The following is a 25,800-nucleotide window of genomic DNA, read 5'->3' as shown; positions in this document are numbered from 1 at the left end:
GATCACGTCTGCGGCATTGTTTCGCGTGAGCGTCACGCTTTCTTCGTGTCGCGCGAACGACACGCAATCCTCGCGTAAGCAGCCGATTGCAAGACACGCCACAGCCGAATGCGACGAAGCTTTCAAGGCGGGCCGACCGCCGTTTGGCCTAAAAAAGGCAACGACATGTGTCGTTCAGGTCGCATTCCCACGAAAAATGGCCTATCCCGAATCATCGGTGCTGAAGCCCATGGGCACGGCCAAAGCAAAGCGGATCGCCAGATGTACAAGCGCCTCGTCGTTCTCACGCTCCTGATCGCCCTCTTCGGCATCGCGATGAGCTATCTGGTTCAGGGCTCGACGGCCGGCACGCCGACCAGCTTCGTCGCCTCGCTCAGCGGCGGAAGCTGCGACTATTCCTCCGGCAAGGTGTGCAGGATCAATCGCCGCGGTTCGGCGGGGATGGCGCATTTCTGACCAGAGCGTCGTCTTACCGGCGCCATCGACCGAAGATATCAAGCAGGCCATGACAGCTTTCGACGCGACCACCGAGCACCTGCCAGTCGAGACCCCCGAGGCCGTACCGCCGCGGGCGTTCCATGATGCCGAAGAGGCGGTGGCCGAGCTGAAGCGCCTCTATGACAGGTCGGTCGCCTTCGTCGCGGCGAAGTTCGACAAGGTCATGCAGAGCGCCCGGGCCGATTGTCGCTACCGGGCGTTCTATCCCGAGGTCTCGCTGACCACCCGCACCCATGCCCGTGTCGATTCGCGGCTGGCCTTCGGCCATGTGCCTCTGCCGGGCGATTATGCCGCGACGATCACCCGGCCGGATCTCTTCGACCGCTATCTCGCCGAGCAGCTCGAACTGCTCTTGAGCAATCACGGACAGCCCATCCACATCGGCGATTCCGTGACGCCGATCCCGCTGCATTTCGCGCTGCCCGATGGCGTCTATGTGGACGGCGTGCTCGCCGACAAGCTCGATCACCCCTTGCGCGATTACTTCGACGTGCCCGATCTCGGCGCCACCGACGATCGCATCGTCAACGGCACCTTCGAACCGAAGGCCGGCGAACGGCTTCCGCTTGCCCCCTTCACCGCCCAGCGTGTCGATTATTCCCTGCATCGCCTCGCCCATTACACGGCGACGCGGCCGAAGCATTTCCAGAACTTCGTGCTGTTCACCAACTACCAGTTCTATGTCGACGAGTTCTGCGTGCTGGCCCGCGAGATGATGCGCCGGGGCGGCGAGGGCTTCGACGCCTTCGTCGAACCGGGCGATCTTTTGACGCCGGCCTGGTCCGAAGAGCCGATTTCGGGTCTGGCGCCCCAGCGGCTGCCGCAGATGCCGGCCTATCACCTGTGCCGCCGCGACGGCAGCGGCATCACCATGATCAACATCGGCGTCGGGCCCTCCAACGCCAAGACCATCACCGATCACGTCGCCGTCCTGCGGCCCCATGCCTGGCTGATGCTCGGCCATTGCGCGGGCCTGCGCAACTCGCAGGCGCTGGGCGACTACGTTCTCGCCCATGCCTATGTGCGCGAGGATCACGTTCTCGATGCCGACCTGCCGCTCTGGGTGCCGATCCCCGCGCTGGCGGAGGTGCAGGTGGCGCTGGAGCGGGCGGTGGAGGAGGTGACCGGCCTTTCCGGCTACGATCTGAAGCGCATCATGCGCACCGGAACGGTCGCCACGATCGACAATCGCAACTGGGAACTTCGGGACCAGCGCGAGCCGGTGCAGCGGCTGTCGCAATCCCGGGCGATCGCCCTCGATATGGAATCGGCGACGATCGCCGCCAACGGGTTTCGCTTCCGGGTGCCCTACGGGACGCTGCTCTGCGTCTCCGACAAGCCGCTTCATGGCGAATTGAAGCTCCCCGGCATGGCGACCGAATTCTATCGGCGGCAGGTTTCGCAGCATCTGAAAATCGGGATGCGGGCCCTCGAACTGATGAGCGAACTGCCGTCGGAGCGGGTTCATTCGAGAAAGCTCCGCTCGTTCTTCGAGACCGCATTCCAGTGACGACGGGCGCATCCAGTTGAAGACCTCGCTCCACCGCCTGTTCGCAACGCTCGCTCTTGGATTGGCGCTGCTTCTCGGGGCGGCGCTGGTCTGCGGCTTCTTCGGGCAGACGGTTCCGTTCTTCGATTCGCTCGGCCAGTTTCGCGCTCATCTGACGGTTGCGCTTTTCGCCGTCGCCCTGTTGCTGCTTTCGCTGCGCCGCGTTCTGGCGGCGATCCTGGCGGCGGCCGTCGCCGCCTATGCCGTCCTGTCGGTTTCGGCCTTCATCGTGCCGCGACCGGCAGAGCCCCCGAGCGATCCGGCGGTCGCGACGGCGGCCTCCGGGCCTCGCGGGCCGCTGACGCTGTTGCAGATGAACCTGCGCTACGATGCCGATCCCGCGCCGGCCATCGCGATGATCACGCGGCTCGATCCCGACATCGTCACGCTGCAGGAAATCAACCGGCGCTGGGCCGACGCGCTCGGCCCCCTGCGCTCGAAATACGCCCATGACGCCTCTTGCGGCGTCGGCGATTTCAAGGGCGGCCTCGCCATCCTGTCGAAGATCCCGTTCGGCGAGGACGATGCGATCTGCCGGGCTGAGGACGGGTTCCTGTCACGGCGCCTCGATCTGGGGCAGGGGACGGGCCTGACGGTCGTCTCGGAGCATCTCGTCTGGCCCTGGCCCTATCGCCAGAAGCGCCAGATCGCGCGCCTGACGACGGTCTTGCCGGATCTGAAGAAGCCGCTTCTCGTCGCCGGCGACTTCAACGCCGCTCCCTGGAGCGCGACGGTCCAGCGCTATGCCGATCTGTCCGCGACGACGCCTGCGCCGGGCATCGGCCCGACCTGGCTGACCACCCGGCTGCCGGGGGCGCTGCGCCCCTTCCTCGGGCTGCCGATCGACAATATCCTGAGTTCCGAAGGCGTCCGCCTGCATGGCGTCACGCGCCAGGCTGCGACGGCATCCGACCATCTGCCACTGCTCGTTAAGTTCGACGTTCCGCAAGGCCCCACCGGCGCGAAAGATCCCGCAAGGCTTGTCGATCAGGCACCCCGCCGGTAAGCCGGTCGCAGCCATCAGGCATGGCGAGGTTTCCGCCGCTCGCAGCCCGCCCGGACGATTAGAGTATCCGTGCGTCCGAATGGACGAAACAGTGCACGACACGATCCTCGAGGGCCGGCCACGACTTGATCGAGAAGGCGCACCATTCGACGCTTCGTCATTCTCGGGCCCCGTCCCGAGAATCCAGAAACTATCGACGAAACAGAAGCTTAAACGGCACACTGGATGCTCGGGACGGAGCCCGAGCATGACGAGCGCGATAAAAGCGGACGCCTAATCTCAGACTGTCAGGCACTCGATATGCGCCGGTCGACGAGAATGTCGTGCGTCCACATGGACGCACAAAGGACGCTCTAACTTATTGAATCCACGCATCGTGCTTTCCGAAAATCGATTCCGATTTTTGGGCCGATGCTGTAGTCCGGGTCCCGCCTCGGTTGCGGCCGGCCCTCTCGTACTCTGGTCGAATTTCCACCGGCGCACCACTGGACATCATTTATCATATAATATTATCCTTTCCGTATCCGGTGTGGAGGCCGGGTGTTTTCGGGAGGAAAATCATGAAGAATTTGAAGACGCTCGCGGGCGCAGTGGCGCTTTCGGCCCTGATGGCGGGTTCGGCGGCCGCGGCGGACATGACCGTCGGCTTCTCGCAGATCGGCTCGGAATCGGGCTGGCGTGCGGCCGAGACGACGCTGACCAAGCAGCAGGCCGAACAGCGCGGCATCGATCTGAAATTCGCCGATGCGCAGCAGAAGCAGGAAAACCAGATCAAGGCGATCCGCTCCTTCATCGCGCAAGGTGTGGATGCCATCCTGCTCGCGCCCGTCGTCGCGACCGGCTGGGACCAGGTCCTGGAAGAGGCCAAGGACGCCGAGATCCCGGTGGTGCTGCTCGACCGGCAGGTGGATTCGTCCGACGATCTTTATCTGACCGCCGTCGGCTCGGACCTCGAGCATGAGGGCGAAGTCGCCGGCGACTGGCTGGTGAAGGAAGTCGGCGACAAGGACTGCAACGTCGTCGAGCTGCAGGGCACGACCGGCTCCTCGCCGGCCATCAAGCGCAAGGCGGGCTTCGAAAAGGCGATCTCCGGCCATGACAACGTGAAGATCGTCCGCTCGCAGACCGGCGATTTCACCCGCACCAAGGGCAAGGAGGTCATGGAGAGCTTCCTCAAGGCCGAAAACGGCGGCCAGGACATCTGCGCGCTCTACGCACACAATGACGACATGGCCGTCGGCGCCATCCAGGCGATCAAGGAAGCCGGTCTGAAGCCTGGCTCCGATATTCTCGTCGTCTCGATCGACGCGGTTCCGGACATCTTCCTCGCCATGGAGAACGGCGAGGCGAACGCCACTGTCGAGCTGACGCCGAACATGGCCGGGCCCGCCTTCGACGCGCTGGAAGCCTACAAGAGCGACGGCACCGAGCCGCCGAAGTTCATTCAGACCGAATCGAAACTCTACACGCAGTCCGACAATCCCAAGGCCATCTACGAAGAGAAGAAGAACCAGGGTTACTGAGCCCACAAGGTTCCGTCAGCCCGCCGGATTCTGGACGATCCGCAGGCTGGCGTTCTCTTCGCGGCGCGTTCCCGGCCGAAGGCGGTTCGACACTTCGGCCGGGAACGCGCATGGATCGCCGCGGCAGGTTCCGGCGCCGGGTTTCAAGATGCCTGAAATTTGCAACGCTTCGGCAGATGACGTCGGTGCAAGGCAGTCACTGCGCGCAAGGATGTGGTTGAGTTCGGCAACATGCGGGCCGAGGACGGGTCGCTTGCGCCCGCCGCGGGCCGCTTCGTTTCGGGACGGGTCATGATCGGGAGCGAAATGCTGCTTCGCGCGGAAGGCATATCCAAGCAATTTCTCGGCGTTACGGCGCTCTCGAACGTCGATTTCGACCTGGCCGCAGGCGAGGTCCATGCGCTGGTCGGCGAGAACGGGGCCGGAAAATCCACCCTCATCAAGATCCTGACCGGCGCCTATCGCCGCGACGGCGGGCGGATCGTCCTTGCCGGCAAGCCGATCGACCCCTCCGACGTGATGGACGCGCAGGAGTTGGGCATCGGCACGGTCTATCAGGAGGTCAACCTCCTGCCCAATCTGACGGTCGCCGAAAATCTCTTCCTCGGGCGCGAGCCGAAGCGCTTCGGCCTGACCAACCGGAGCGAGGCGAACCGGCGTTCGCGCGAAATCCTGGGCCAGTACGGGCTCGACATCGATGTGACATCGCTTCTTGCGACCTATTCGGTCGCCGTGAGGCAGATCGTCGCCATCGCCCGGGCCGTCGATCTTTCCGGCAAGGTGCTGATCCTCGACGAGCCGACGGCCAGTCTCGACGCGGCGGAAGTTAGCCGGCTTTTCAGTATCCTCGACGGTCTCAAGCAGCGCGGCCTCGGGATCGTCTTCATCACCCACTTCTTCGACCAGGTCTATCGCATCGCCGACCGTGTCACCATCCTGCGCAATGGCCACAAGGTCGCGACGCGCCCGATCGAGGGCCTCAAGCGCATCGAGCTCGTCTCGCTGATGCTCGGCCGCGAATTGCAGGAGCAGGAGGCGCATGTCGCCGAGCCGGTGGACCGGTCGCAAAAGCCGGTCGTCGCCAGCTTCAAGGCCTTGTCGAAGAATGGGCAGATCGCCCCCTTCGACCTGGAGATGCGGGCCGGCGAGGTCGTCGGCGTTGCCGGGCTTCTCGGGTCCGGCCGCACCGAGACCGCCGAGCTGATGTTCGGCATTCACCAACCCGATCACGGCACGATCGAGGTCGACGGCAAGCCGGTGACCTTCGCCTCGCCGCGCGACGCGATTGCCCACGGCTTCGGCTTCTGCCCGGAGGACCGCAAGCTGGACGGCATCGTCGAGGATCTGTCGGTGCGCGAGAACATCGTCCTTGCGCTCCAGGCCCGGCGCGGCTGGGCCAAACCCCTGCCGCGAAAGGAGCAGGAGGCGATCGCCGACCGCTATATCGAAGCCCTCGACATCCGGACCAGCGACCGGGAAAAGCCGATCAAGTTCCTGTCTGGCGGCAACCAGCAGAAGGTCATCCTCGCCCGCTGGCTCGCCACCGATCCCCGGCTTTTGATCCTCGACGAGCCGACGCGGGGCATCGATGTCGGCGCCCATGCCGAGATCATCCGGCTGATCGGCGAATTGCGCCAGCGCGGCATGTCGCTTCTGGTCATCTCCTCGGAACTCGAGGAGATCGTCGCCTATGCGACGCGGGTGCGGGTTCTGGCCGACCGCCGCCACACCGGCGAACTGCCGGCCGGCGAGATCAGCGCCGACGCCATCATGCGGGCGATCGCCTCGGCCGAGGACGAGACGTCGGGGGGCGGAGCCGGCGAGGGCCGGGCCGCCGAAATCCTGCGGGAGGGCACGGCGTGACACTCCCGACCACCATCAGGCGGGTTCTGCCGCAGCTCGTCGCGCTCTTCGTCATTCTGGCGCTCAACACCGCGATCGCGCCGGGCTTTCTCGACATCGCCTTCGCCAATGGCCGGTTCTATGGCAGCCTGATCGATATTCTCAATCGCGGTGCGCCGGTGGCGCTGCTCGCCGTCGGCATGACGCTGGTGATCGCGACGAAGGGCATCGATTTGTCCGTCGGGGCGGTGATGGCGATCGCCGGCGCGGTCGCCGCCGCGCTGATCACCAGCGATCACTCGCTCGCCGCGACGATCCTCGCGACGCTCGGCGTCGGCATTGTCTGCGGGCTGTGGAACGGCGCGCTGGTCGCCTTTCTCGGCATCCAGCCGATCATCGCGACGCTGATCCTGATGGTCGCGGGGCGCGGCATCGCCCAGCTGATCACCGAAGGCGTCATCCTCACCTTCAACGATCCGGGCCTCGTCTTCGTCGGGACGGGCGCTGTCTTCGGCATCCCCTTTCCCGTCATCCTCTGGGTGGCCATCGGCATCGCCGCATCCGTCCTGTTCCGCACGACGGCCCTCGGGCTTCTGGTCGAGGCGATCGGCATCAACCGGCGGGCCTCCTCGCTCGCCGGCATCGGCACCTCGGCGCTGCTTCTGGCCGTCTACGCGGCCTCGGGGCTTTGCGCCGCCGTCGCCGGCATCGTCGCGGCCGGCGACATTCGCGGCGCCGACGCCAACAATGCCGGCCTGTGGCTGGAGCTCGACGCCATCCTCGCCGTCGTCGTCGGCGGCAACTCGCTGATGGGCGGGCGGTTTTCCATCGCCGGCTCGCTGATCGGCGCGATGATCATCCAGTCGGTCAATACCGGCATCCTGCTCGCCGGCTTTCCGCCGGAGTTCAACCTCGTGATCAAGGCGGCGATCATCGTCGTCATCCTGGTCGTCCAGTCGCCGGCCAGCCAGACGCTCTTCGCCTTCATGAAATCGCGGCCGCGCAGCGAAGAGGACGCTGCCGCGCCCGTCCGCGAACCCGAGAAGGAGGCCGCGCGATGATCGGGTCGAGACTGTTTCCGCTGGCGACGACCTTCGTCATCTTCATCCTCGCCTATGCATTGTGCTACGCCCAGTTCCCCAACATGCTGTCGACCCGGGTGATCGGCAATCTCTTGACCGACAACGCCTTTCTCGGCATCGCCGCGGTGGGCATGACCTTCGTCATCCTGTCGGGCGGCATCGATCTGTCGATCGGCTCGGTGATCGCCTTCACCGGGGTGTTTCTCGCCGTGACGATGGGCGAAGGAGGCGTGCCGCCGCTTTTCGCGATTCTGCTCGTCCTTGCCATCACCACGGCCTTCGGCGCGCTGATGGGCGCGATGATCCACTATCTCGCCATGCCGCCCTTCATCGTGACCCTCGCCGGCATGTTCTTCGCCCGGGGCATGGCCTTCCTGATCTCGACGGATTCGGTGCCGATCAGGGTCGAGCTCTACGATACGCTGCAGGATCTCTATTTCAGGATGCCGGGGGGCGGACGGCTGTCCTTCGTCGGCATGGCGATGCTGGCCGTCGTTGTCGCCGGCATCGTGATCGCCCATTTCACTTCCTTCGGCCGCAACGTCTACGCCATCGGCGGCAACCGCCAGTCGGCCGAGCTGATGGGCGTTCCGATCGCGCGCACGACCATCCTCATCTACGCGCTGTCGAGCTTTCTGGCAGGGCTCGCCGGCATCGCCTTTTCGCTCTATACGTCAGCCGGCTATTCATTGGCCGCCGTCGGCGTCGAGCTCGATGCGATCGCCGCCGTCGTCATCGGCGGCACGCTTCTCACCGGGGGCTCCGGCTATGTCGCCGGAACGCTGCTCGGCATTTTGATCATGGGGCTGATCCAGACCTATATCGTCTTCGACGGCACGCTCTCGAGCTGGTGGACCAAGATTGTGATCGGACTGCTCCTGTTCAGCTTCATCGCGCTTCAGCGCGGCCTCGTCTGGCTGAGCGCCCGGCGCCGCGGCGCGGCCGCCATCCCCGCATGACCGGTCTTCTCGCCACATTGGGCGACACGGGGTCTGGCCATTCGAGCCACGCCCATGTGGTCGCGACCCTTGGCCGGCAGATCGTCGGGGGCACCTTTCCCCCCGGCGCGATCCTGCCCGGCGACAAGGACCTCGGCGAGACCTTCGGCGTTTCGCGCACCGTCCTTCGCGAGGCGATGAAGACGCTCGCCGCCAAAAGGCTGATCGAGGCGAAGACGCGGGTCGGAACCAAGGTGCTCGAGCGCGAACGCTGGAATCTCCTCGATCCCGACGTTCTCAGATGGCGGGTCGAGACCGGCCTCGACGCCCGCTTCATCGAGGATCTGGCGACGATGCGCCTCGCCTTCGAGCCGGAAGCCGCCGCGCTCGCCTGCCGCCGGGCGACCGCCGCGGACATCGAGCGGCTGATGGGAATCGTCGAGGAGATGGGCGATCTTGGTCATGACCGCACCTCGATCGCCCGGGTCGACCTGAAATTCCACCTCGTTGTCGCCGACATCTCCCAGAACCCTTTCATGCGCGCGACGAGCGGCCTGATCGAAACGGCGCTCGCCATCGTCCTCAGGCTCTCGTCACCCGCCGACGACGCCGACATGATCCGCGAATGCGCCGACAATCACCGCCTCATCGTCGAGGCCATCGCGTCGAAGGACGAGGAGCGCGCCCGGGCGACGATGCGCACCGTCATCGAACTCGGCGCGACGCGGACGCAGGGCGCGCTGGGGGAGGGGTGAGAAGGCCCACGTGCCGCTATGGCGAGAATGAGAGCGTTTCTAGGCCCTTATTTACCAAACGCACCGAGGTCCAGAGGTGCCGCCATAACGGCGCCGGCGGGTTTGGCGGCTATGTTCCTATGTAATACGCACTCGGCCTTCACTGCTTTGAGTGAGCGTAGCGTGAATACCTCCACTCTCGTCAAGCAGATCGTCTCCGTAGACGTTTCTGAACTCACCAAAGGCGACATCGAAAGTAATCTCGGTGACATGGGCGGGGTCGCCTGGGCCATCGGAGGTCAATCGGTATTCAATAGTCCCAACGATTTGATAAATCGATGGCTCTGCAGGAACGGGAGAATCTGCAGGACATAAACGATTGTGAAGCCGCTCTTGAGGGAAAAGGGCCATAGCTCGTCCGTTGCGGACGCGTTCGGACTTCCTGATGGCTGCATCCTGCGACCGATTGCGTTCAATTGGATAAACCAAAACGCGTGTAAAAATGTGAATGTCGGTAGCAGCCGATTTTCCTATATTTTCGATACTGGCGCCCCATACGATGAGGAGCCGATCTGGAAGGCGGCTGAAACGCACATGTTGCGCTTGAAGTCTCAGCCATGCCCGGCTGTCGTAGCCGATGGCAGCGCGAGCAATCTTATTCATGTCGCGCGTCGCAATGAGTGTCTCTCTAACCCACCAAGCGCCGAGTGCTGTGATGGCGGCGCTAGCAACGCCTACCCATAGCATGTAATAGGCCCACCGATTCATGCCGGTCTGGGCTATAAGCTCCTGCTCTGCACGCTGGTCCTCGCGGCTGGCCTTAATTTGTTCAATAGCGCATTTGGTAAATGCGATGGTGTCAGTGATGACGCACGCTGCGCGAACTTTTTTCTCGGTATCCTCTAAGTATTGCTTCGCGGCGGCTTCGTTTTCGACGCGAACTCGCGTTGTTTCAGACGAAACGTTCCAAACTACGGCGAGGAATAGAAAAATTAACAATGAAGCCGATAGGTATCCGATAGCGGAATAGAAATTGCCTCGCTTGCTTTTGAGCATTGCAGAAAAACCTTGCGATGAAATCCCTCAGTTCCCCCTATTCCGCAGGTCGCTCTCATGCTCGTCAACAACGATTTCCCGAAGCCGCTCGACGAGCTGTGCGTATGTCGCGCCGCGGTGCGGAATTGGCCCGACGCTTCGTCATTCTCGGGCCCCGTCCCGAGAATCCAGCGATCGTCGGGCGCAATCGGCTCAAGTTGTGGAGGCGGTCGTGGCAAACGTGGCGGCGGCCGCCCCTGGATTCTCGGGACGGGGCCCGAGAATGACGAGCTTCAGCCTTCGCCGCGTTCCTCTCCAACGGGTTTGAGTGATTGGTCGGGAGAATTCGGCGTCACGGTTGGGTTTGCGTCGAACCCGCGGCGATAAAGAGCGCTCAGTTCTGGCCGCCATACCCCAGCCCCGCGATCACCCCCCTGAGTTCCGCCAGTCCCTTCAGCCGCCCGATCGCCGGATAGCCGGGCTGCGCCTTTCTCGACAGGTCGTCGAGAATGTCCTGGCCGTGGTCGGGGCGGAAGGGGATGGAGGCGTCGGGGCGGCCGGCGGCCTTGCGCTTCGCCTCTTCCTTCAGGGCGGCGGCGATGAGGGCGACCATGTCGGTGTCGCCGGCAAGATGTTCGGCCTCGTGGAAGGAGACGGGCAGGCCGGCGCCTTCGCGGGTGGTGTTTCTGAGGTGCAGGAAATGGACCCGGTCGCCGAGCCGCGCCATCATGCCAGGAAGGTCGTTGTCGGGGCGAACGCCGAGGGAGCCGGAGCACAGGGTGATGCCGTTCGCCGGGATGTCGACGGCCTCCATCATCGCCTTGTACTGCGCCTCGGTCGACATGATGCGCGGCAGGCCGAGAAGGGGGAAGGGCGGATCGTCCGGGTGGCAGCAGAGCCTGACGCCGAGCTCTTCGGCGAGCGGCGCGACTTCCGACAGAAAGTCGATAAAATGGGCGCGCAGCTTCGTCTCGTCGATCGCGCCGTATTCGGCGAGATGGGCGCGGACGTCGGCGAGGGTGAAATGCTCGGCCGCGCCGGGAAGGCCGAAGACGACGTTCCTCGCAAGCGCCTCCTTGCGCGTCTCGTCCATCTTCGCAAAGCGCTCTTTGGCGGCCGCGGCGACGTCTTCGGCAAAGCTCTCGGAAGCGCCGGGGCGCTCGAGGATGAAGATGTCGAAGGCGGCGAAATCGACGAGGTCGAAACGCATGGCCGTGCCGCCATGGGCGACCCGGTAGGCAAGGTCCGTGCGCGTCCAGTCGAGGACGGGCATGAAATTGTAGCAGACCGTCTCGATGCCGGCGGCCTTCAGATGTCTGAGGCTCGTCTTGTAGTTTTCGACATGCTCGCGAAACGCGCCGGTCTGCTTCTTGATGTCTTCCGAGACGGGCAGGCTCTCCACCACGTCCCAGGCAATGCCGGAGGGGGATCCGTCCCGGCGCGAGGCGATCTCGCGCTGGCGCTGTTCGATCGCCTCCAGCGTCCAGACGGCGCCGGTGGGCACGTGGTGCAAGGCCGAGACGACACCCTCGACACCGGCCTGCAGCATGTCGTCGATGCTGACGAGATCATTGGGGCCGAACCAACGCCAGGTCTGCCGCATCGTCATTCCTCATTCATCGTTGTCGAGCGACCGGCACTGGCTCGGCCGCGTCATCTTGTGGGTTTTGCGATGATCCTTCGTCGCGCGTCAGCGCTTGCCGGGATCATGCTCGGGCAGCGCCGAGCGCTCGGTCGGCTTTACATCAACATATTCGGGAGAAACAGGACGAGCCCGGGAAACAGCGCCAGAATCGTGACGACCAACAGGATCGCCACGACGAAGGGCACTGATTCCTTCACATAGGCCTCGATCGGACAGTCGAGGATCGAGCAGACCGCATACATCGCGACGCCGACCGGCGGGGTCATGCCGCCGAGCGTCACGATGGTCATCATCAGGATGCCGAAATGCACCGGATCGACGCCCAGCGGCTGGACGATCGGCAGGACGATCGGCGTCAAAAGGAGCACCAAGACCGTCGCTTCGATGAACAGCCCGCAGAGGAAGACGAAGACGAGGATCAGGAAGACGACGATGATCGGCTGGCTCGACAGGCCGAGCAGCGCCTCGGCGATCGTCTGCGGCGCCCGCTCGAAGACGATGACATAGCCGACCATGCCGGAGAACAGGATGATCAGGGTAATGACGCCGATGTCGACGACGCTGTCCGAGAGCGCTTCCTGCAGGTCCTTCCAGCTCAGCTCGCGATGGGCGAACACCCCGACGACAAGCGCATAGACCACGGCGAAGGCGCCGACCTCGGAGGCGGTGAAGATGCCGCTGCGGATCGAGACGAGGAGCGCGACCGGGAAGATCAGCGCCCATTTGGCGTCCCACAGCGTGCGCCCCACGGTGCCGATGTCCGGCAGCGAACGCGCCTCGCCGCCATAGCCGCGCTTCTTCGCGACGATCCAGACCGTCGCCATCAGGGCGACCATCATCAACAGGCCCGGGATGACGCCGGCGAGAAACAGGCGGCCGATCGAGACATTACCGACGAAGCCGTAGAGGATGAGCCCGAGGCTCGGCGGGATCGTCGCGGTGATCAGCGAGCCGACGGCGATCGTCGCGGCGGTGAAGCCCTTGTCGTAGCCCGAGCGGATCATCTCCGGCCCTAAAATGCGCGCTTCCATCGCCGCATCCGCGACGGCCGAGCCGGACACGCCGCCCATGAAGGTCGAGAGCAGAATGCAGACCTGGGCAAGGCCGCCGGCCATCCACGAGACGAGGGCGTTGGAACAGTCGATCAGCCGGCGGGTGATGCCGGTCTTGTTCATCATGTGGCCGGCGAGCAGGAACAGGGGAACGGCGAGCAGCGGAAAGCTCTGGGAGGCGGAAGCCACCTGCTGGATGCCGATCGAGACCGGGATGAACTGGCTGGTCAGGAAGAAGGAGAAGCCCGCGATCCCGATCGCGAAGGCGATCGGCATGCCAAGCAGCATCAGCGCGAAGAACAGGATCGTGGGGAGCAACATGGAACCGGCTCACAATTCCCCGGCGCTGCGCACGGTCCTGGCGTCGCCATGGCCCGGGGCGTCGGCCGGCGCGTTGCCGGGCGATGCGGTCGTGTCGGCTTCGCCGAGGGGGCGGGGCTCCGGCGAAAAGACCAGCCCGCCGAAACGCAGCGCGCGAAAAAGATGGACGAGAAGCATCAGGCCGAGGGCGAGGCAGCCGGCCGGCACGGCGGCGGTGACCCAGGCATAGGAGATGCCGCTGTCGCCGAAGATGCGCATGGAATTGAGGATGGTCAGCTGGATGCCGAACCAGCCCATGGTGGCAAGGAAGGCAAGGGCGAGAACAGCAAGGCAGAGCTCGATCGCGCGGCGCGCGGCGGGGGGCAGCTTGGCGACGAAATAGTCGACCCCGATATGGGCCTTCGCGCGCATCGCCCGCATCGCTCCGAAGAAGCAGAGCCAGACGAACACCGCCTGAGCCATGTCCACCGACCAGATGATCGGATGATTCACCGAGCGCGAAACGGCGCCGATGAAGACGAGGACGACGACGGCGGCAAGGAGCAGACGGCCGATCACGTCTTCGATGCGGGCTAGGACTGCGGACATTTGGGATGGGCCGAATTGAGGAGGGATCGCCATTGGGCCGGCAGACGGGCCGGCGCCGCCAGGAGGGCGACGCCGGGACCTATCCCTGGGAGGACGGTGTCATTCGCCGGCGAGAACGGCGTCGACCTTCTTCTTCAGGTCGCCATAGCCGAGGGTCTCGTAGACGCCCGCAGTGGCTTCCTTGAAGGGCGTCACGTCGATCTCGTCGATCGACATGCCCGCCTTTTCCATTTCGGCATCGACCTTCGCGATCGCATCCTCGGTGCCCTTTGAGGCGACGTCGCCGGCAGCGAGCGCTTCCTCCGAGACGATGGTCTGCAGCTCCGGCGGCATGGAATCGTACCACTGGCCGGAGGTGACGAGGCCGGTGAGGAGGCCGATATGGGCGGTCTTGGTCAGGTGCTTGGCGACTTCGAAGAGCTTGGCGCCGTAGACGGCGGTGTCCTGCGCCTCGGCGGCGTCGATGGCGTTCTGCTGGAGCGCCGGATAGACCTCGGTCCAGCCCATCGGCGTCGGCGTCGCGCCCATCGCCTTGATCGTCTCGATCCAGACCGGTGCGCCCGGTGTGCGCATCCTGACGCCGGCAAGATCGGCCGGCTTGCTGACGGCGTTCTGCGTCACCAGATGGCGCGCGCCCTGCCACCAGTTGAAGGAGAGGATCTTCAGCCCGGCGGTCTTGTCGAGCTCGTCGTCCCAGCCCTTGAAGAGATCGGACTGGGTGATCTTGCGATACTGCTCGTAGCCGGAGGCGAGATAGGGCCCGCCAAGGACGCCGAGATCCTTCACGAAGACCGCGAGGCGGCCCGGATCGACGAGAACGGCGACATTCGCCCCGGCGCGCGCCTGCTCGAGCACGTCCTCGTCCTTGCCGAGCTGTGAACTCGGAAAGAGGCGGATCTCGACCTTGCCCTCGGTCCGCTCCTTGACCTTGTCGCGGAAGGCTTCGAGACCCTTGTAGATCGGGTCTTCCTGGGTGAGGGCCGTGTTGACGTTGAGCTGATAGTCCTGGGCAAGGGCGCCCTGCCCGGAGCCCGCGATCATGCAGCCGACGAGTGCGGCCGCTGCAAGGGTCTTGCGAAACATTTCGATGAACCTCCCGATTCGAGACGACGGCCGGTTTCTCCCCGCGGCCGCTTGTCTGATCTGGCTAGTATGGTAGTTTAGGCGCTACGATTGCAAGTGGAAAAATTCCGGCATGCTGAAGATCGACGACAGAGGGGCGGTCGCGCCGCAGATCTATGCGGCGCTTCGTCAGGCGATCATCACCATGGCGCTGAAACCCGGCCAGGCCTTGTCGGAAAAGGAAATCGCGGCAAGCTTCGGCTCCAGCCGGCAGCCGGCGCGCGAAGCCTTCATCAAGCTCGCAGAGGCCGGTCTCGTGCGCATCCTGCCCCAGCGCGGGACCTATGTGGTCAAGGTCTCGCCGCGCCAGGTGGCCGACGCGCGTTTCGTGCGCGAGGCCGTCGAGGTCGCCGTCGCGCGCCATTGCTGTCTTTCGGTCGATACGCTTTCGCTCGATGGGCTGGAGCGGATCGTCCTCGATCAGGAGCGGGCCGCGGCGACCGACGATCACACCGGCTTCCTCGCCCTCGACGAGGCTTTCCACAAGGGGCTCGCCGAGGCTGTGGGCTGCAGCGAGGCCTGGCGCGTCATCGAGATGGGCAAGGCGCAGATGGACCGGGTGCGGTATCTGTCGCTTCCCGAGGCCTCGCCGATGCCGCTTCTGATCGATCAGCATCGCGCCATTCTCAGAGCGATCCGGGCCGGCGATGCGGAGGCGGCATCCGCGGCCGTGCGCCTTCATCTGCGCGAGATCCTTCTCGCGCTTCCCCGCCTCGCCAGGACCTTTCCCGACCTCTTCGAGGACGAGGACCTGCCCGGCCACGCGGCGGATCTGCAGGCCGCGCTGCGCGAAGAGCTCTGATCGCGTTCGAACCTTCGCGGATAATTCTTGCACAATGCACGTTCAGGTTGACAGTGGCAATCAGCCGGTGTTGACTTCAAATTGACGCAAGGAAAGGTTTGTCCCTTCTGAGGTTCGTGGCGGATTTTCCGCATGGCGTCGTGAAGTTTGCAACGGCATTTCGCCGCAAATTCGGGAGGCATGCATGCTGGTGAGACGCCCCAATCCTCGCGGCGAAGTACGGCGCAAGATCGCTCGCGACCGCCGCCTGGCAGCGGCAGAGGCCGCGTTTTCGCGCGGTCAGCCACCCCAGCCGGTCAATGGCGAAATCGACGCCTATGACGGCGTCTGGCCGACCAATTACAGCAAAGGTCTGCCGCATCACGGCGACACCGGCCTCGTCGATGCGAACGCCTTCGCAATGTTTGTCGCGGCGATCAATAACGCCGATAGCGCGGGCGATGCCTATCCCTTCGACGTGCCGATCGGCCCGAAGGATGCCGAGATGAGTCATCGGCCCAAATACTATACGGAAACGGTCTCGCCGACGAAGTTCAGCTTCAGAAAAGTGATAAACGGCGAGACCGCCGATGTGAAGGTTCGCAACTGGGAGAGCCCCCGCGCCGGCCACGTCTACGACCTCGAGGGACCCGACGCGGCGGCGCTGGCGATTTCCTCGTTCCCGAAACTCGGCACATCCGAGCTGATCGCCGAAATGGGCGAACTTTACGCTATGGCATATCTGCGCGACGTGCCGGTGATTCACTTCGAGGAAACTGCGCCGGCCGACGCCAAGGTGAAGAAAGCGCTGGCAGCGCTGAACAAGCTCAAATGGTTCAATAGCAAGCCGGCAGGGCTCAGCGACGAAGAGGCAAGACGCCATCTCGCGCGTTTCGTCGATCCCGGTCAGGCTGCGCCGACGAGCTATGCGCTCGATACCAAGAACCTCTTTCGCGGCTCTGCGCCCGGAGCAAAGGACGGCCCGTTCGTCTCGCAGTTCCTGCTGATCGGCAATAAGGGGCGTGCTGCCCCGACGCCTGGGACGACCGACTCGCGGATCGCCAACAATCCGGCGCCCGTCTGCGTCATGAAGGTCGGTGCAGACGGAAAATGCGATTACGGCCACGCCGAGATCGAGGACGGCTATATTCTCTGGGGCGTCCAGACGATCAATCAGCGTCTCAGCGTCCACGAGGAGGGTCTGAACTATCTCGGCGATTGGGCAAGCTGGCTCGACGCCCAGAATGGCGCCGACTTCAGAGAGCTGGACAAGTATTGGCAGAACGGCAAGCCGCGCTTCATCACCACCCTGCGCGACCTTGCGACCTATGTGCATTTCGACGCGCTCTATCAGGCCTATCTCAACGCCTACCTGCTGCTGACGGGCTTCAAGGCGGATCTCGACGTCGGCCTGCCGTCCGGAGGGTTCCATCCGACCCGTGGCTCCTTTGCCACCTTCGGGCCGCCGCATTTTCAGACGTTGCTCACCGAAGTCTCGAGCCGAGCCCTGAAGGCGGCGAGGCGGCAGAAATTCCAGTGGCAGCTGCGCGCCCGGCCGGAATATCTGGCGGCGATGCTGTCGCTGTCGGCGAGCACCAAAGCTTCCGATCTGGGCTCCGCTCAGGAGGACGCAAAGAAGACCTACGATGCACTTGATAAGGCCGGGATTTTCGGTCTCAAGATTGACAGTAAGCTGCCCGGATGGCTGAAACTTCCCAATGGCGTCACGCCGCCGTCCGGGCCGGACGTGCAGAAGCTGTTGCCCCAGGCCTTTCCGGAAGGCTCGCCGATGCACCCGTCCTACGCAGCCGGCCATGCGACCGTCGCCGGCGCCTGCGTCACCATTCTCAAGGCGGTGTTCCAGACCTATGCCGATCCGCGAAAAGGCAATCAAACCGACCCGCTGGCCTCAGGCTATGTGCCCCCCGACTTCCATGACGCCCGGTGGTGGAAAGACAAACTGACGCTCGACAAGATCGGAGCGAAAGAAAAGCAGCTTCAATCCATCTACCGACCCCCGTCGGACGCAAAGACAGACAAACTGCACGCTACCAAGATCGACAAAGACAATAATTTGACGCTCATCGGTGAGCTCAACAAGCTTGCCGCGAATATCTCGATTGCCCGCAACATCGCAGGCGTTCACTACTATATCGACTACTACGCCTCCCTGCGGCTGGGCGAGCGTGTGGCGGTCGGCATTCTGGAGGAACAGCTCCTCACCTATCCCGAACCCGTCTCGATGCGCTTTGAATCCTTCGACGGCGACCGCATCGTTTTGGAAGGCAACGGCGACGGCGTAACGATTGAGCGCCACGCTTATGACGGGGCGCATACGACAATAGACTACGACGAATGGTGGAGGCGCCATTTCGTCGACTGACGAAGGCCTCGAAACGCGACACATCGCGGCCGTATCTCGAGCATTTCCGGTGAAAGCCTGTTCGGCTTTCACGCCCGGACAATAAGACTCGTCAAAGCCATCGAGCGTTTCGGGTGAACTCTTGTTCGCCGGAAACGCTCTGGCGTTGTTGGGTGAAGGGACTGGACCTCCACCTGCCAAGCCGGGTGGACGCCGCTGAGGAAATCCCCCGCAACTTTGGAATTCATCCAAAAGCAGTTGCACATGTGCCACATCCCGATTGCGGCGGAAAAACGGCGCGGCTTAATAGTTGACTCCAATTATCATGATAAATAGCACTGTCCCGGCGAGGCAGTCGGGACACTTCTTCAACTCTTTGGAATGTCTATAAAAACGGCTGCCGACTTCAGTATTCGGCCAGGCGTGCCCGCCCTTGCGGGAGGCTTTCGGCCGTCGCCAGAATGGGCCGTCACCATGCGCGTATCCGCTTCGTCTTTCCGTTCGATCCTTCGTTGCACGAGCGCTCTGGCCGTCGTCGCCGCGGCGGCCGTCTCCGTGCCGGCAAAGGCTCAGGAGGAGGGCGAGACGATCTCGCTCGATACGGTGGTGATCACCGGCAGCCGCGCCCCGCAGCGCATCTCCGAGATCGCCAACACGATCACCGTGGTCGAGCAGGAGACGATCGAGGAGGAGGCTCGCGCCGGCCTTTCGCTCAAGGACATTCTCGGCCAGGAGATCCCGGCTTTCGATCCCGGCAGCCGGGGCACCCGCACCAATTACGGCCAGAACCTTCGCGGCCGCAGCGCCCTCGTTCTGATCGACGGCGTGTCGCTGAATTCCGCCCGCGCGATCAGCCGCCAGCTGGATTCGATCGATCCGTTCAACATCGCCCGGATCGAGGTGCTCTCGGGCGCCACGGCGATCTATGGCGGCAACGCCTCCGGCGGCATCATCAACATCATCACCAAGAAGGGCCGGGACGCCAAGCCGGGCCTTCATGGCGAGGTCACGGCGGGCGTCGGCACCGGCTTCAATTCCGACGAGGACCGCGATCTCAACGGCGCGGCCGCAGTCACCTACAACGACGAGACCTGGGACATGCGCCTGTCCGTCGCGGGCGCCGATACCGGGGCGTTCTTCGACGGCAACGGTGACATGATCGTTCCCGACATCACCCAGACCTCGACCCAGTTCAACACCGCCGTCGACGTCTTCGGAAATGTCGGCCTGCAGATCGACGCCAATCAGCGTCTCGAACTGACCGCGCAATATTACGACAGCAAGCAGGACAGCCCCTACGGCTTGTTCTTCGGGACCAATTATTCGGGTCTCCTCGGCAGTCCGGAAGACATCGAGATCCGCGACGGCTACGAGTCCGACCTCGATCCCGCGACCGAGCGCAAGATGGTCACGGCGAATTATTCGAACGAGAACCTGTTCGGACAACAGCTGATCCTGCAGGGCTTCTGGCGCTCCGAAACTCTTGACTTCAACCCGTTCCCCGATTCCTCGGGCCGCTTCTTCTCGGCCTCCAGCCAGAAGACGGATTTTTACGGCTACAAGGCCGCGATCGTCACGGAGCCCCTCGACGGGCTGAAGGTGACCTTCGGCTCCGACGGCGACGTCGACGATTTCTCGGCAACCCAGACGATCTTCAATCCGGTGTTGTCGGCGGCCACCGGCGCCATGGATCTGGAAAGCTATGCCACGATCGGCCGCTATCCCGGCATCAAGGTCTCGACGGTTTCCGGCTTCGCCCAGGCGAGCTACGAGGCGACCGACTGGCTGACGATCTCTGGCGGCTATCGCCATCAATACGTCAAGACCGACATCGACGACTTCGTCGCCTCGACCCAGCAGGCGGCCATCGCCCTGGGGCTCGCGACTGGCGCGGACACGATCCCCGGCGGTTCCGTCGACTATTCCGACGATCTCTTCAACATCGGCGCGACGATCGACGTCGGCGGCGGCAGCCAGGTCTACGGCAATTTCAGCCAGGGCTTCGAGCTTCCCGATCCGGCGAAATATTACGGCCAGGGCAATTATGCCTATTCCGCCGGTCGCTACGTGCTGCTCTCCTCGGTCAATGTCGACGAGTCCGCCCTCGGCGCGATCAAGACGGACTCCTACGAACTCGGCTATCGCTACGCCGACGATCAGGTGAAAGCCCAGGTCGCCGCCTATTATTCCCTGTCGGACAAGACGGTCGTCTACGACAAGACCTCGCTGCTCATCTCGCTGCAGGACGAGGACCGCCGCGTCTACGGCGTCGAGGGCAAGCTCGACGTCAAGCTGCCGCACGGCTTCGATGCCGGTGTCCTCGGCCATTATGTGCGGACCGACGTCAAGGACAATGACGACTGGGAGGCCGCGAGCGTCACCGATGCCAGCACCTCGACGCTCGGCGGGCACATCGGCTGGTCGAACGACGTCTTCAAGATCGCCCTCAACGGCCAGCACATCTTCGACTACACCGACAGTGACGATCTCGAGCTCGAGGGCTACACCCTGTTCGATCTCGTCGGCTCGTGGAAATACGAGCCCGCCGACGTCACCGTGAACTTCGGCGTCCTCAACCTGTTCGACAAGGATTACACGACGATCTGGGGCCAGCGCGCCAAGATCTTCTACGCCGCCTATGCCAGCGAGGAAGTGTTCGACTACAAGGGCCGTGGCCGGACCTTCACGGTCTCCATGACGAAGGAATTCTGATCGCAGATGGCCTTTGCCCCCATTCTCGACGCGCGCGTCCCGGTGGCTTCCGCTGCCGCGGGCGCCGCGTCGTTTCAGCTGAAGAATGCCGGTTACGCGGTCGCGGGCACACGCATCCTCGCCCCGCTCGACCTTGCGATCCCCGCCGGCCGTTTCGTCGCCCTGATCGGCCACAACGGGTCCGGCAAGTCGACGCTTCTGTCGCTGCTCGCCCGGCAGCTCGTCCCGAGCGAAGGCGAGATCGCATTTGCCGGCAAATCGCTTGTCTCATACGGCCAGCGCGACTTCGCGCGGCGGATCGGCTGGTTGCCGCAGCAGCCGCCGGCGGCCGCGAACATGACGGTCGCGGAGGTGGCAAAGCTTGGCCGCTACCCCTGGCGCGGCGCCTTCATGCGCCATGGTGAGGACGACCGGCGGGCCGTTGCCGAGGCGTTGACGAAGGTCGGTCTCGCCGGGATGAGCGAGCGGGCGATGACCAGCCTTTCGGGCGGCGAGCGCCAGCGCGCCTGGCTGGCGATGCTGCTCGCCCAGCAGCCGGCCTGCCTGCTTCTCGACGAGCCGACGGCCGCTCTCGACATGAAGCACCAGCTGGAGGTCCTCAAGCTCCTGCAAAGGCTGAGGGGCGAGCACGAGCTCACCATCGTCATGGCGATCCACGACATCGGCATGGCGATCCGCTTTTGCGATCATCTCGTCGCGCTGAAAGCCGGCAGGCCGATCTTCGCCGGCTCTCCCGAAGCGCTGGCAAAGCCCGACGTCCTCTCCGGCATCTATGATCTTCCGATCGGCACCGTGCGGCCAAGCGAAGCCGGGCCGACGGTCGTCTATCCCCTGTAACGACAGATCGAGGTGACACCGATGGGTCGCTTTTTCCGCAATGCGCTCGCAACGGCGCTCTTGCTCCTCGCATGTCTCGCTCCGCCGAGCCTTGCCTTTGCCGAAGAGCCCCTCTCCGGCAAGGCCCCGGAGCGGATCGTCGCGATGGAATGGGCCGGTCTCGAAACCCTGCTCGCCCTCGGCATCACGCCCGTCGGCGCGGCCGATGCCGGCGGCTATCGCGAATGGGTGGCCAAACCGGCGCTGCCCGAGAGCGTCGCCGACATCGGCTCGCGCCAGGAGCCCAATCTGGAGGAGCTCGCCCGGCTGAAGCCCGATCTCATCCTGTCCCATGCCCATCTGAGGCCGTTAAAGGAGAAGCTGGAGGCCAGCGCCCGAGTCGAGGACGTGACCTTCAACGGCACCGGCGGCGACACCTATCAGGCTGTCCTCGACGGCACCCGGAGAGTGGGCGCCCTCACCGGCAAGACGGAGGCCGCCGAGGCGCTGATCGAGAGTGCCGACACGGCCTTTGCAAAGGACGCCGAGACGCTGCGCACGGCCGGCCTGTCGGACCGCCATGTCTATGTGGTGCGCATCATCGGCCCGAACGCGCTGCGCATCCACGGCAAGAACGCGGTCGCCGACAAGGTGCTTGCCAAGCTCGGGCTCGTCAACGCCTATCAGGGCAAGGTCAACGACTGGGGCTTTGCGACCGCCGAGCCGAGCGCCCTTGCCGAAGATCCCGACGCCGACATTCTCGTCGTCGGTCCGGTCAGCGACGCGGAAATGGCCTCGGTCTTCGACACGCCGCTGGGCAAGGCGCTGCCGGCGGTGCGTGCGGGCCGCGTCCATGCCCTGCCGGTCGTGTGGACCTTCGGCGGCATACCCTCGGCGATCACCATGGCCGGGGCGATCACCGACGCCCTGACGGGCGAAAGCGCGGGGGAGAGCCGCTGAACGCCGACGAAACACGGGCGCCCGGCGCAAGGATCGTCCTCGTCGCGCTGGCTCTCGCCGCGGCGGGGATCGGCGCGTCGGCGGCGGGCTGGGACCCGCGCGTGACGGCATCCGTCGTCCGGCTCGGGCTCTTCGATCCGCCAAACGACGTCTTCGCGGCAGTGATGTTTCACTATGCGACGCTGCCGCGGATCATCGTCGCGCTGGTCGCCGGCGCGTCGCTGGGGCTTGCCGGGGCGGTGATGCAGTCGGTGTTGCGCAATCCGCTGGCCTCGCCGACGACGCTCGGTGTCGCTTCGGGGGCCCAGTTCGCGCTGGCGCTCGCCGCGCTCGCCGGCCCCGCAGCGGCGTTCCTGCCGCGTGAGGCCTGGAGCTTTCTCGGGGCTCTTGCCGCCGCCGGGCTCGTCTATGTCGTCGGCAAGAGGCACCAGTTCGACCCGGCGCGGCTGGCTTTGGGCGGCATGGCGATCAGCCTGTTCCTCTCGGCTGCCGCCGCCGCGCTCGTCCTGTTCAACGAGCAGCGGCTGGCCTTCCTGTTTCTGTGGGGCTCGGGCCATCTCGCCCAGTCCGACTGGACGAGCGCGACCGTCATCGCCTCGATCCTCGCGGCGGCGCTCGCGGCGATGCTGATGTCGTCCCGGGCGATCGGCCTGCTTGCCGTCGGCGATCAGATCGCCGGCAGCGTCGGACTGCGAGCCGAAACGGCGCGGATCCTGATCCTTCTCGTCGCCGTCGCCCTCACCGCCTGTGTCGTCAGCCGGATCGGCGTCGTCGGTTTCGTCGGCCTCGCGATCCCGGCGATCGTCAGGCTCTGCCGGCCGCGCTCCGTCGTGGCGACGCTTCTTGCCTCCGCCGGCCTCGGCGCGCTGGCGCTGTTCACCGCCGACGCCCTGGCGCAGCTCCTGTCCACCATGAGCGGCCGGCTGGTTCCGGCCGGTGCTTTGACGGCGCTGTTCGGCGCACCGGTGCTGTTTCTGCTTCTGGCGCGCACGAGCCTTGCCAGCCGCCCGAACCCGGCGACGAGATCTTTCGCGGGGACGTTCGCCGACGCGGGAAAGTCGCTGCCGGTGGGCCTTGCAGCGGCCCTCGTTCTCGTCGCCGCCGCGGCGCTCTTCGTCGGCCGCACCGGCGCGGGGTGGGAAATTCTCGATCCGGCCGCTGACGGCGCCCTGTTTCTTGCAAGGCTGCCGCGTGTCCTCGGCGCGCTTCTGGCCGGCGGGGCGATCGCGCTTTCCGGGCTGCTCGTCCAGAAGATCGTCGGCAACGAGCTTGCCAGCCCCGAGCTTCTGGGCATCAGCAACGGCGCGGCGGCGGCGATCGTCTTTGCGGCGCTTGCCTTCGGCGTTCTTTCGCGCGGCGCTCTTCTCCTCTGCGGCTTTGCCGGCGCGAGCCTTGCCACCCTGCTCGTCCTGTGGTTCGCCCGCCGGCACCGCGACCAGATCGCCGCGGTTCTTCTGGCCGGCATCGCGCTTGGCGTGTTTCTCGATTCCATCGTGCGCATCGCGCTCGCGAATGCCTCGATGCAGGCGACGGCACTCCTCACCTGGATGTCCGGCTCGACCGTTCTCGTCTCCCTGCCGGAGACGCTGGCGCTCGGCCTCCTTCTCGCCGTCGCGGTGGCGATCGTCCTCGGCTTTTGCCGGGCCCTGACGCTGCTCGATCTCGGCGCGGAGCTATCGCGGGCGCTGGGGCTTCGGGGCCGCGTCGCGCAGACGCTCGGCCTGGTTCTGGCCGCGCTGCTCGCGAGCGCGGCGACCATGGTCATCGGCCCGCTCAGCTTCGTCGGGCTGATCGCGCCGCATCTGGCGCGGCTCGTCCGGGCAAGGCGGCTCGTCGAACAGACCCTCGCGACGGTTCTTATCGGCGCCATCGTCATGACCCTGTCCGACTGGATCGGCCGTGTCGGCCTGACGCCCTGGCAGGTGCCGGGCGGCCTCGTCGCGGGACTTCTGGGAAGCCTCGGCTTCATCCTGTTGATCGGCCGCAAGCCGGCGGGAGAGCCAGGGCAAAGGAGGTGGTCGCCCAGATTGCGGCGAGCCAAAGCGACCGGCCCCGATCGATCGCTGCCGCACCTCGGCCATCATGCCATTCGAAAGCAAGGACATCGCACATGACGTTTCCCGCCCATGCTGTCGGCACCGCGGCCGGACCGTTTCCCGCGACATTGATCGAGGACCTCGCCGCCGAAATCGCCGAGCACGGCTACGACGTTGCGCGCAAGGGGGCCGAGCTTGCCATCACGCTTCCCGTCGGGCGGGTCGAGGCCGAAGCGGCCGAGGCCGGTTTCGCGGTGCGGATCGCGTCGAGCGATCTGAAGCAGATCCACCAGATGCGCGAGGCGTTTCTGCATCTCCTCGATCATGCCGCGCCGGGCCTTGCCGACCGGATGGACTGGCGCGGAGACCTGCCGAAGGGCCAGTACCCGCCGAACTTCCGCGTCGCCACGGTGGTGGGCACGAAGAGCGTTTCGCCGAACTTCCTGCGCATGACGCTCGCTGCCGAAAACGTCGAGGACTTCGTCGATGACGGCATGCATTTTCGCCTCGCCATCCCGCCGAAGGGCCGTGCCCCGGTGTGGCCGCATCTCGATGCCGGCGGCCGCACACGATGGCCCAAGGGCGAGGATGCCCTGCATAACCCGGCCTATACATTCGTCGATGTCGATCCGGCGGCCGGCCGCTTCGCCTTCGATCTCTATCTGCACGAGGGGGGCGCTGCGACCGGCTGGGCCCTCGGCGCGCAAGCGGGCGAACGTGTCGGCGTGGCGGGGCCGGGGGGCGGCACACCGCCGCCGGGCGATTTCCTCCTGATCGGCGGCGACGAGACGGCGCTGCCGGCGATCCGGCGCATTCTCGAACTCTCGCCGAAGGACCGGCGCGGCCATGTCTTCGTCGAGCTCGGCGACCCGGCCGATCGCTGCGACCTCAAGGCGCCGTCCGGCATGACGGTCGAATGGCTGACCCGGGGCAAGGGGCCGGAGCTTTGGGAGCGGATCGTCGCCGTCCCGTTTCCCGAGGCTTCAGAAAGCCGCTTCGTCTGGATTTCCGCCGAACGCGACCTCGCCCGCAAGGCCCGGCTGCATTTCCGCGACACCATGGGTGTGAAACAGGACGAGGCCTATATCTCGGCCTATTGGTCGCGGTGAGGAGCAGGCGAGACGGGTTCGACGTCAGCGCGAGGCGCCCCCCCTCTGTCCTGCCGGACATCTCCCCCACAAGGGGGGAGATCAGGCCG

At 64.9% G+C, this 25,800-nt stretch carries 20 protein-coding genes; 15 read left to right on the top strand and 5 right to left on the bottom strand.

Annotated elements, in window-relative coordinates; genetic code table 11:
• The first annotated feature begins 261 nt into the window (after window positions 1-261).
• From J6595_RS12580 to J6595_RS12545, 8 genes are all read left to right on the top strand, one after another.
• Window positions 262-456, top strand: a complete 195-nt coding sequence (locus J6595_RS12580; RefSeq protein ID WP_209594908.1) for a hypothetical protein — start codon at window positions 262-264, stop codon at window positions 454-456.
• A gap of 49 nt (window positions 457-505) precedes the next feature.
• Window positions 506-2,008, top strand: a complete 1,503-nt coding sequence (locus J6595_RS12575) for an AMP nucleosidase (protein WP_209594907.1) — start codon at window positions 506-508, stop codon at window positions 2,006-2,008.
• A gap of 16 nt (window positions 2,009-2,024) precedes the next feature.
• Window positions 2,025-3,053, top strand: a complete 1,029-nt coding sequence (locus tag J6595_RS12570) for an endonuclease/exonuclease/phosphatase family protein (RefSeq protein WP_209594906.1) — start codon at window positions 2,025-2,027, stop codon at window positions 3,051-3,053.
• 560 nt (window positions 3,054-3,613) lie between these two features.
• Window positions 3,614-4,576, top strand: coding sequence for a galactofuranose ABC transporter, galactofuranose-binding protein YtfQ (ytfQ, locus tag J6595_RS12565; RefSeq protein ID WP_209594905.1), 963 nt, complete (start codon window positions 3,614-3,616; stop codon window positions 4,574-4,576).
• A gap of 291 nt (window positions 4,577-4,867) precedes the next feature.
• Window positions 4,868-6,439 (top strand): sugar ABC transporter ATP-binding protein, encoded by a 1,572-nt coding sequence (locus J6595_RS12560; RefSeq protein WP_245198265.1) that lies wholly within the window; start codon window positions 4,868-4,870, stop codon window positions 6,437-6,439.
• Window positions 6,436-7,479 (top strand): ABC transporter permease, encoded by a 1,044-nt coding sequence (locus tag J6595_RS12555; RefSeq protein ID WP_209594904.1) that lies wholly within the window; start codon window positions 6,436-6,438, stop codon window positions 7,477-7,479. The genes J6595_RS12560 and J6595_RS12555 overlap by 4 nt, the downstream gene beginning before the upstream one ends.
• Complete coding sequence (gene yjfF, locus J6595_RS12550) at window positions 7,476-8,459, top strand: galactofuranose ABC transporter, permease protein YjfF (RefSeq protein WP_245198264.1); 984 nt, start codon at window positions 7,476-7,478, stop codon at window positions 8,457-8,459. Before J6595_RS12555 ends, yjfF begins: the two co-directional genes overlap by 4 nt.
• A complete protein-coding gene (locus J6595_RS12545; RefSeq protein ID WP_209594903.1) occupies window positions 8,456-9,193 on the top strand; it encodes a FadR/GntR family transcriptional regulator in 738 nt (245 codons plus the stop codon). The genes yjfF and J6595_RS12545 overlap by 4 nt, the downstream gene beginning before the upstream one ends.
• Before the next feature lie 117 nt (window positions 9,194-9,310).
• On the opposite strand, the gene J6595_RS12540 is transcribed toward J6595_RS12545, so the two are convergent.
• The 5 genes from J6595_RS12540 to J6595_RS12520 form a co-directional block, all read right to left on the bottom strand.
• Entirely contained in the window at window positions 9,311-10,228 is a 918-nt protein-coding gene (locus J6595_RS12540; RefSeq protein ID WP_209594902.1) for a hypothetical protein, read from the bottom strand.
• 373 nt (window positions 10,229-10,601) lie between these two features.
• A complete protein-coding gene (gene uxuA / locus J6595_RS12535; protein ID WP_209594901.1) occupies window positions 10,602-11,810 on the bottom strand; it encodes a mannonate dehydratase in 1,209 nt (402 codons plus the stop codon).
• A 137-nt stretch (window positions 11,811-11,947) separates the two neighbouring features.
• Window positions 11,948-13,225 carry a TRAP transporter large permease gene (locus J6595_RS12530; RefSeq protein ID WP_209594900.1) on the bottom strand — a complete coding sequence of 426 codons (1,278 nt, stop codon included), beginning with the start codon at window positions 13,223-13,225 and terminating at the stop codon, window positions 11,948-11,950.
• A 9-nt stretch (window positions 13,226-13,234) separates the two neighbouring features.
• On the bottom strand, window positions 13,235-13,813 hold the full coding sequence (locus J6595_RS12525) for a TRAP transporter small permease (RefSeq protein ID WP_209594899.1): 579 nt from the start codon (window positions 13,811-13,813) through the stop codon (window positions 13,235-13,237).
• 99 nt (window positions 13,814-13,912) lie between these two features.
• Window positions 13,913-14,896 carry a C4-dicarboxylate TRAP transporter substrate-binding protein gene (locus tag J6595_RS12520; protein WP_209594898.1) on the bottom strand — a complete coding sequence of 328 codons (984 nt, stop codon included), beginning with the start codon at window positions 14,894-14,896 and terminating at the stop codon, window positions 13,913-13,915.
• A 112-nt stretch (window positions 14,897-15,008) separates the two neighbouring features.
• Between J6595_RS12520 and J6595_RS12515 the strand changes: the two genes are divergently transcribed.
• From J6595_RS12515 to J6595_RS12485, 7 genes are all read left to right on the top strand, one after another.
• Window positions 15,009-15,737 (top strand): GntR family transcriptional regulator, encoded by a 729-nt coding sequence (locus tag J6595_RS12515; protein ID WP_209594897.1) that lies wholly within the window; start codon window positions 15,009-15,011, stop codon window positions 15,735-15,737.
• Between the two features lie 400 nt (window positions 15,738-16,137).
• Window positions 16,138-18,099: a phosphatase PAP2 family protein gene (locus J6595_RS12510; protein ID WP_209594896.1), complete on the top strand. Its 1,962-nt coding sequence runs from the start codon at window positions 16,138-16,140 to the stop codon at window positions 18,097-18,099.
• 453 nt (window positions 18,100-18,552) lie between these two features.
• The gene (gene rhtA, locus J6595_RS12505) at window positions 18,553-20,790 is read left to right on the top strand and encodes a TonB-dependent siderophore receptor RhtA (protein WP_209594895.1); all 2,238 of its coding nucleotides are present in this window, start codon (window positions 18,553-18,555) and stop codon (window positions 20,788-20,790) included.
• Between the two features lie 6 nt (window positions 20,791-20,796).
• Window positions 20,797-21,627, top strand: coding sequence for an ABC transporter ATP-binding protein (locus J6595_RS12500; RefSeq protein WP_209594894.1), 831 nt, complete (start codon window positions 20,797-20,799; stop codon window positions 21,625-21,627).
• 21 nt (window positions 21,628-21,648) lie between these two features.
• Window positions 21,649-22,566, top strand: a complete 918-nt coding sequence (locus J6595_RS12495; protein ID WP_209594893.1) for an iron-siderophore ABC transporter substrate-binding protein — start codon at window positions 21,649-21,651, stop codon at window positions 22,564-22,566.
• Window positions 22,476-24,680, top strand: coding sequence for a Fe(3+)-hydroxamate ABC transporter permease FhuB (gene fhuB, locus J6595_RS12490; protein WP_209594892.1), 2,205 nt, complete (start codon window positions 22,476-22,478; stop codon window positions 24,678-24,680). The genes J6595_RS12495 and fhuB overlap by 91 nt, the downstream gene beginning before the upstream one ends.
• Complete coding sequence (locus J6595_RS12485; RefSeq protein WP_209594891.1) at window positions 24,677-25,711, top strand: siderophore-interacting protein; 1,035 nt, start codon at window positions 24,677-24,679, stop codon at window positions 25,709-25,711. Before fhuB ends, J6595_RS12485 begins: the two co-directional genes overlap by 4 nt.
• Window positions 25,712-25,800 lie beyond the last annotated feature (89 nt).

It is taken from the genome of Jiella mangrovi, from assembly GCF_017815135.1.
GTDB lineage: Bacteria > Pseudomonadota > Alphaproteobacteria > Rhizobiales > Rhizobiaceae > Jiella > Jiella mangrovi.
The sequence above is the reverse complement of the archived record's forward strand: the minus strand, read 5'-3'. Positions and strand labels throughout refer to the sequence as shown.